Below are 7,267 nucleotides of genomic sequence, written 5' to 3'. Positions count from 1 at the left end.
GCTTATCTATTATATCATATTAGCTAAGCTTTGTCAAGACTTTTCTTTGTGAATTCTTTGTGAATTCGTTTGAACTCTTTCAAAAAGCGTTCATCGTCATCACTTTCTTCACATTCATCGCTCTCATCAAGCGACTTATATATTTTATCATCTACAGCGACATTTGTCAATAGCTTTTTCATCGTTTCTCTCTTTTATACATTTTCTACCCGATAATTTAGATATTTTTCACTATGTTGTTCAGTTTAAACTATATATAAAAGAAAAAGCAGGGCAATGCCCTGCTCTTATGCTCTTAATTATTAGAAGATGTATCAAATCCGCCCCTGTTAAAGAACAATTCTCTTATTGCAAGCGCACAGCCTGACAGGAATCTGTGTTTGTCCTCAATGATAGAAAGCTCGATCTTGCTTGAAACAAGCGCTCCGCCTATCTCTGTCACAGCGTCCTTTAATTTCTGGAACGCCTTTTCATTCTGGAATTTGAACTGATGAAGCACTATCTTCTGTGGGTTGGTAGAAAAATACAAGTTGTTAAGAAGCACCGCTAACAGCGTAAGCTCACCGTTAAGTATCTCTTTTACAGCCTTGTCGTCTTTCTCGTATGCCATCGTTATCATATCCTGATTGACATTCTCAAAGCTTCCCCTTGCCGCCTCATAGAGAAAAGGCGTCTTTTCAGCTGAAAATACTTCCCTAAGCTTTGACATAGTAGCCGATGGAGTGAGTTCACTCTCAACACAGCCTCTTCTTCCGCAAGGACAAGTCCTGTCAGAATAAGGGTTGATTATCATCTTATCCACGAAGTTAGTTCTGTTATCATATGAAACGATCGGATCGTTAAGATTCGTCACAACAAAGTGCATAGTGTTGCCATACTGCAAAAAGGCTATGTTGTGTCTGTTTATATCCTTTGTTTTAAGGAAGTCGATATTTGCCATAGCCGTACCCTTTACAGAGTTGTCAAAAACCAGCGGAAGCTCAGTTTTCTCTCTTATTGCAGCCTTTAGCTTAGAATAGTCAGGCTCGCCATCTTCAACACTGATACCAAGTCTTGAATACATAGTCGGGAATATACCGAAACCGATGCCGAGAATTGAGTTCTTGTCAAGGCAGTTGTCGCCCAGTACCTCGTTTATAGACTTCTCAGTGAAATCAAAAATAGTGCTGTAGTCCGTCTTTTCGTTGATAGCCAGGTTTCTCTTATCGAGAACTGCACCTGCCAGAGTTGACAGACCAACGCTTACGATATCCTCCTCTACCGTTACGCCTATAACGAACTTGTAGTGGTGATTTATGTCGATAAGTATCTTTTTTCTGCCTCTCGGAGCTTTTTCTGTAACGTGTTTGTATTCGCCTATTTCCTGTATTATCCCCTGCTCGATCATTTCATTTGTTATGATCGTGACAGCGGCTCTTGTAAGCTCTAAAGTTCCCGCAATGTCGATACGGGAAGTAGGGCCTCTCTGCTTGAGTATCTTGAGGACCTGCATACGGTTGCGCCTCTTGAGATCAAGCTTGCTAATGCCATGCTGTTCCATATAACTATAATTCCCTCCGAATATATTATTACCTGCCCTGTACGTTCAAAGCGTTCCGTGTCCTTTAAGTACTGATACGAAACGCCTTTTATGTGCAAGCTTCCGGCGGCAGCCATGCATGAAATAACGCACAACTCCGCCGTTTAATTGTTCTTCTCGGAAATTATAGCAAACATTTTTAAACTCATGATTAACAATTGATTATCATTTAACTGTTTACCGAACATTTACAATTTTTTAAAGAATGTCAGCCTCGTTGATATCGTCCTCTATCTCCTCACCGTTGAGAATAGCCTTGAGAGTTTCCACTTCTTCGTCAGTAAGAGTGATACCCTTGCCCATTCTGCTGTGGTCTGGATTCCATTCTCTCAGGTCATATTTAGGCTCTCTCTCGTTCCAGGAAACCTTGTTAAGCTCCTTTGTCCAGCCCTTAGCGTTTTCAGAAAGTACGCCTATACGCTCTGTGATCTCAAATTTCAATTCTGCCATGATAAAAACCTCCATTGGTGTAATAGGAGCATAGCCCCTTTATCTATAAAACGCAGTATCTCTACCGCTTTTTATATGCCCATTCAATAAGCTTATCCCATATCTGTCTGCGGAATATAAAGCCGCATACAAGTGTCTGCACCGCCGCCGCAAGCACGCCGAACCAAAGTCCTGCCGCCGCACCAAGCAGTATATCAAGTGCCGCAATGCCAATGAAAACATCTGCTGGCCTGCGGTTTTTGATAATAACAGCCACCGCCAGTATCAGAAATGCCACCGCTGCCCATACCATGCCGTGCCTGAAAACCAGACTCAGCGGCATAAGCACCATAAAGATATACATAAGCCTGCTCTTGTTTTTGTATATTGCAAAGGCAAAGCCTGCCAGAAGCAAAGCATACACAATAATGCCCCTTGTGAGCAAGTCTATGAGTACAAACACAGCCAAGCCGCCTATAACTGCGCAAAGCTTTGCAGTGCTAAGGCTCACAAAATGTGAAGCTATCCTTGCAGGAAGCACCTTGTAGAATATGCCCTCCACAGCCTTTCGGTTGAGTATAAAGACCGCAAAGAAAAGCAGTGTCACGATAGCATACAAAAGCAGGTGGTGCATAAGGTCAGTTTCAAAAAGACAAATGAACATCATCACAAGGATAACGATGTTGTTCACTATCATCTTTTTCATATCTATCCTGAACGGCACGAGCTTTCTCGAGTCTATGGCTCTTATGATGAAAACCGTCATATAAGCCGCAACCGTGGATATAGGCGGACCATAAAGTCCTATCCTGGGTATGAGGATAACGTTCAGCCCCACGTTTATCACACCTGAAACAAGGCTCGTAAAAAGTGACCTCTTTGTCTGCTTTGAAGCAAGATAAATAGACCCCATAAAAGTGGTGAAGCATGAATAAATGGTCGCATATATGATGATAGGCGAGTATTTTACGCAGTCACGGAAATCTGCGCCTATCCAGAAGTTAGTCACAGGCTGAACAATAAGCAAACAGCCTGCCACAAAAATATACAAAAGGCTCTGATTGAAGTCAAAAACATTCTCATAGAACGAATCTCTGTCATCAGAATCGTCCTCAGTGATAGCCGACATATTCCAAGCCTGACCGAACATAAGATATACCGTTGACACAAGGTTAGGTATCTTGTAAGCCGCCGACAGCACACCGTTGTAGTCCGAGCCAAGATAGTGGGTAGTCATAAATGAATCCGAGCTGTTTGTTATGAGCCACAAAAGCTGAGCAGGGATAAGAGGCACAGAATACTGTAGCATTACCTGCAAAAGCTCTCTGTCGATATCCTTGAAGTTTATATATCTCCAAAGCTTTGACTTGAACGTGAGAAATACCACCGATATAAGGTCGGAAAGAATGGTAGCGAGCAAATACTTTTCAATGCCCGTGCCGTGACCGAGAAATCCCTCAGGGAGCACCATATAAAACAAAGCCGTCCAAAACAGCGTAAAGAACGTGGTCAGTATGCCGTTAAAAGCAAACAGCTTCACCTGCTCCATTGCACGCACGAAAGTTGAATACAGCGACTTCATGCTTGATGTGAATACATATATATATAGTATCAAGCTGTATCCGCCAATATACTTGTCAGCAATGCCCGTCACCGACACAATAGGCAGCAAAATACCGAACACCGCCAGACCGAAGAAGCATATGAGATTGCCAAGGGTAAAGACCTTTACCTTGTCATAAGCCTTGTCAAGACCAAATCTGATTATAGCCTCCGTGATAGTCATGGTCACAAGAGGTATTATCCAGTTAGCTATCTGAGTGAGAACGTCCGTAACGCCCAACTCAGCCGTAGTAAGATAGTTGGTGTAAATAGGCACAAGCAACAGCACAAGGACTTTTGAGCTGAACGAGCCTATAGCGAACACCAGAGTATTTGAAAACAGCTTTTTATAGCTGCTTTGTTTGCCTGTTTCTGCCATTTAAAATTTCCTCATTACATAAAAATATAACACATAGAGATATTATAACACAATGCTTTGATTTTTGCAAATATTTTTATAAAAAGCCGTATTTTTTCACAAACCGCTTGCAATCAGAGCAAGATTATAGTATAATAGACCTAAAGAAAAGGGCTGTAAAAACAGCGTCACAGAATTACAGGAGGAAGATAGCATGAGCAAAGCAACAAAAGTATTTCTGATACTTTTCGTATCTGTATTCACAGCAGGAGTAGCAGCAAATATCATCTGTGAGATATTCAAAACAAGACTTCAGAAATATTATTCTGTAGACTAAAATTTAGCATAGTACAAAAACGTTTATTGTAGGGGAACGGCTCAATTTCCGTTTCACAGAAATGCGACGTCCCGCTTAGTCGGGGCTATTCCCAGCACGCACTCTCAGGACGGCTTCTGCCGTCCTTTTTCTTTACGCAGTTTTTTCACCGCAAGTGAAACTTTTTCAGCAAAATTCCCGACTATTAGGGTGAAAGCTCACAGAGCAAAAAAGAAAGGAGGAAAAACCATGGGAACAGAACTAAAAGATACATTCGTGCAGGCTTATAATGATACATACGATTATATAAACCGCTATCTCACCTCAAAGCTCCCCACCAGAGATCTTATAGAAGACGCACTCCAAAGCGTGTATCTTGATTATTACCGCTCCCTTATCACCACCCAGGGGAAAATAAAAAACGTCAGGCATTACGTCCTGCGTATAGCCAAGCATTATGTTGCAGACCATTACAGACAACAGCCTAAAGCTACATTTGAGGATATCACCGACCTGAATATCCACGATGAAAAAGCCCTTGCTACCCTTGAAAACGCCGACTTTTTCGACTATGAGCAGGTGATGAGCTATCTCAAAAGCTCCGACGATACCACCTACCGCATTTTCGTACTGCATTATCAGTACGGCTATACTATCAAGAAAACCGCATCATGCCTGGGCTTGTCCCAGTCCACCGTAAAATCAAGACTATACCGCACCCTTGACAAGCTGAAAAAAACATACTGTGAAAAGGAGGAACAAAGCAATGAAAATGACAGATATAATGAAAAAGTCCCACAGCGAAAGCAAGTCTGAAAATCTTGACGCTATCCTGCAAAAAATAGACAATAAAGCCTTTATCACCAACTCAGCCGACAGCGCACACACAGAAACAAATCCCCAGCCTATAAAGCTTAGAAGAAAATCCATCGGCATAGCCGCAGCAGCAGCCTGCGCCGCCATAGCAGTGGGAGCATTCGCATTCAGCGGACTTTTAAAGCCCGATATCGATACCACCACCCCTGCCCCCTCAACAGCCTCCACCGATACCACAACACAGCCGCCCCAGACCCCACAGCATATCACAGTGCCGAAAGTTATCAACAAGACCTATGCCGAAGCCGAAAAGCTTATCGCACAGGCAGGCGGCACGCCCGTAAGACGTGATAGATATAGCGATACTGTCGCCGCCGAAACTGTCATGAATACCGAGCCTGCCGCAGGGGAAGAAATACAAGCAGGGCAAGAAGTCAACCTGTTTGTGAGCAAAGGTCCAGTTCCTGAGCAAAGAACTTATATCCACAATGACAGTTCACAGACCGACTCTGACGAACAGACCGATAAACAGCTCACCGAAGACGAGCTTGGCACATATGAAGCGGCAGATATAGAGATACCGACCTTTACCGAACGCCTCACCGACCTTGAAAACACAGACGATCTTGACATAATACTTTCCGCACTAAATTCAAGAACCTCAGACTTCGGCATAATCTCCGCCGAAAACCATGAAACCTACCTTGATGTAACAGTGAACACCGAAAATGACGTCACCTGCACAAAAGCCTACCTCCAAGCATACGGCATAAATATCGATCTTGTTGACGTCCACACCGCCTACCCAGAGCCGACAGGCGATCTCCCCATCAGCGATACGCCTATAACAAATCCGTATAAAGTATCAAATCTTTTGTGCGAACTTTCCAATATGGGTTATCAGCCTGAATTTACCTATTGGTCAGAAGCAGAGGAAGGCATAAGCGAAATAGGCGTTATCTACGAACACAATATAGAAGAACTTAAAGATCTTCTTGAAAAATGCAATGTAGATGTATCCCTTGTCAGATTTAAACTCATGGGCAAAGCAGAAACCTTGTTAGGCTACAAAAGACCTAATGAATACCTCGAAGAAGTAAAAGACGTTTTCCATATAAATGATGTAAGAATAGCCATAACAGGCAAGACCTCGTATGTAGACGCCTATGCCATAGACATTTCCGACACCGAAAAGCTCGCCGATATAGCAGGCTACATCACCAGCTATTTTTCCGACGATATCCTCTATTCCATACCAATATCCCTAAACGGCAGCGATTACTTTTTCGTACATAAATAGCACAAAACCGCTCTGCACTGCGCAGGGCGGCTTTTTTTTCACATACAAAACCTATGGCTTCCAATAACCGTCACCGTAGGCTTAGCGTGCATATAAGCGTTTGAAGTCTTAGCAGGATTGTAGTAGTAAACACAGCCATTTGTGGGGTCCCAGCCGTTTAAAGCGTCACGGGCAGCATTGTAAGCTGAAGCGGCAACAGGCTCGTTGAACTGTCCGTCCACCACCGCCGTAAAAGCGCCGTTTTGGTAAATTACCCCCGAAAGCGTGTCAGGGAAAGAGGGGTGTTCAATGCGGTTGAGTATCACCGCACCCACAGCCACCTGCCCCACATAAGGCTCGCCCCTGGCCTCGGCAGAGATTATCCTCGCCAAAAGATTGATATTCTGCTCCGTAGCCGACGGCACAGAGCCAATAGAAATCCCCAGCGCCCGAAGCGTCTGCGGACCTGCCGTCCCCGTCTGACTTATCCCCTGCTGTTTCTGAAATTTTATCACAGCGGCTTTGGTCTTCTCACCGTAGTATCCCGTCACAGAATCGTTGAACAAACCACGTTCTTTAAGGCGTTCCTGAATAGCCCTGACCTCACTGCCGCTAGACCCAAGCTGAGAGAGCGCACTGTCCGAACCGCCCCAAAAGGCATTCACCGCCGCCAGCGAAACTCCCACCGCCAGCACCGTCACCACAGCTTTTTTCACAAGCAGATTTCTCATTGTTCTCATAAGATCACCTCCTGAAAATCTGCATTTATTTTTTACAGCATTTACAGATTTATTCACGCAATGTCAATATGCACAAATTCAGCAGTACAAATTTATGCAAACAAATGATTTATATTTTAATTTGGCAACATTTCTGCAATTGTTGCAT

8 protein-coding genes are annotated in these 7,267 nt (G+C 43.6%); 3 read left to right on the top strand and 5 right to left on the bottom strand.

From position 1 onward, the window contains the following. Positions 1–23: 23 nt before the first annotated feature. The 4 genes from DWW81_RS13330 to DWW81_RS12750 all read right to left on the bottom strand — a co-directional run bounded on the left by DWW81_RS13330 (position 24) and on the right by DWW81_RS12750 (position 3,989). Positions 24–182, bottom strand: a complete 159-nt coding sequence (locus DWW81_RS13330; protein ID WP_181982752.1) for a hypothetical protein — start codon at positions 180–182, stop codon at positions 24–26. A gap of 113 nt (positions 183–295) precedes the next feature. Then, positions 296–1,540, bottom strand: coding sequence for an ROK family transcriptional regulator (locus tag DWW81_RS12760; RefSeq protein ID WP_117898154.1), 1,245 nt, complete (start codon positions 1,538–1,540; stop codon positions 296–298). A gap of 237 nt (positions 1,541–1,777) precedes the next feature. Next, entirely contained in the window at positions 1,778–2,029 is a 252-nt protein-coding gene (locus tag DWW81_RS12755) for a YdbC family protein (protein WP_022287989.1), read from the bottom strand. Positions 2,030–2,090: 61 nt separating this feature from the next. Next, on the bottom strand, positions 2,091–3,989 hold the full coding sequence (locus DWW81_RS12750) for a polysaccharide biosynthesis C-terminal domain-containing protein (protein ID WP_117898153.1): 1,899 nt from the start codon (positions 3,987–3,989) through the stop codon (positions 2,091–2,093). Between the two features lie 193 nt (positions 3,990–4,182). Here DWW81_RS12750 and DWW81_RS13730 point away from each other — a divergent pair, with 193 nt between their 5' ends. From DWW81_RS13730 to DWW81_RS12740, 3 genes are all read left to right on the top strand, one after another. Then, entirely contained in the window at positions 4,183–4,305 is a 123-nt protein-coding gene (locus DWW81_RS13730) for a hypothetical protein (protein ID WP_022287987.1), read from the top strand. A 228-nt stretch (positions 4,306–4,533) separates the two neighbouring features. Continuing rightward, positions 4,534–5,100 (top strand): sigma-70 family RNA polymerase sigma factor, encoded by a 567-nt coding sequence (locus DWW81_RS12745; RefSeq protein WP_117898152.1) that lies wholly within the window; start codon positions 4,534–4,536, stop codon positions 5,098–5,100. Then, positions 5,051–6,400, top strand: coding sequence for a PASTA domain-containing protein (locus tag DWW81_RS12740; protein WP_117898151.1), 1,350 nt, complete (start codon positions 5,051–5,053; stop codon positions 6,398–6,400). The genes DWW81_RS12745 and DWW81_RS12740 overlap by 50 nt, the downstream gene beginning before the upstream one ends. 38 nt (positions 6,401–6,438) lie before the next feature. Here the strand turns inward: DWW81_RS12740 and sleB are convergent, their stop codons facing one another. Next, positions 6,439–7,110, bottom strand: coding sequence for a spore cortex-lytic enzyme (sleB, locus tag DWW81_RS12735; RefSeq protein WP_117898155.1), 672 nt, complete (start codon positions 7,108–7,110; stop codon positions 6,439–6,441). Between the last annotated feature and the right edge of the window lie 157 nt (positions 7,111–7,267).

Source organism: Ruminococcus sp. AF17-1AC, assembly GCF_003461385.1.
GTDB classification, from domain to species: Bacteria; Bacillota; Clostridia; order Oscillospirales; family Ruminococcaceae; genus Hominimerdicola; species Hominimerdicola aceti.
Note: the sequence above shows the minus strand (reverse complement) of the source record. Positions and strands in the feature narration are given on the sequence as shown.

Bases quoted from the DNA above. Each gene is read 5' to 3' on its own strand.
- DWW81_RS13730 (WP_022287987.1), top strand. From the start codon at position 4,183: ATGAGCAAAGCAACAAAAGTATTTCTGATACTTTTCGTATCTGTATTC.
- DWW81_RS12750 (WP_117898153.1), bottom strand. From the start codon at position 3,989: ATGGCAGAAACAGGCAAACAAAGCAGCTATAAAAAGCTGTTTTCAAAT.
- DWW81_RS13330 (WP_181982752.1), bottom strand. From the start codon at position 182: ATGAAAAAGCTATTGACAAATGTCGCTGTAGATGATAAAATATATAAG.
- DWW81_RS12740 (WP_117898151.1), top strand. From the start codon at position 5,051: ATGAAAATGACAGATATAATGAAAAAGTCCCACAGCGAAAGCAAGTCT.
- DWW81_RS12745 (WP_117898152.1), top strand. From the start codon at position 4,534: ATGGGAACAGAACTAAAAGATACATTCGTGCAGGCTTATAATGATACA.
- sleB (WP_117898155.1), bottom strand. From the start codon at position 7,110: ATGAGAAATCTGCTTGTGAAAAAAGCTGTGGTGACGGTGCTGGCGGTG.
- DWW81_RS12755 (WP_022287989.1), bottom strand. From the start codon at position 2,029: ATGGCAGAATTGAAATTTGAGATCACAGAGCGTATAGGCGTACTTTCT.
- DWW81_RS12760 (WP_117898154.1), bottom strand. From the start codon at position 1,540: ATGGAACAGCATGGCATTAGCAAGCTTGATCTCAAGAGGCGCAACCGT.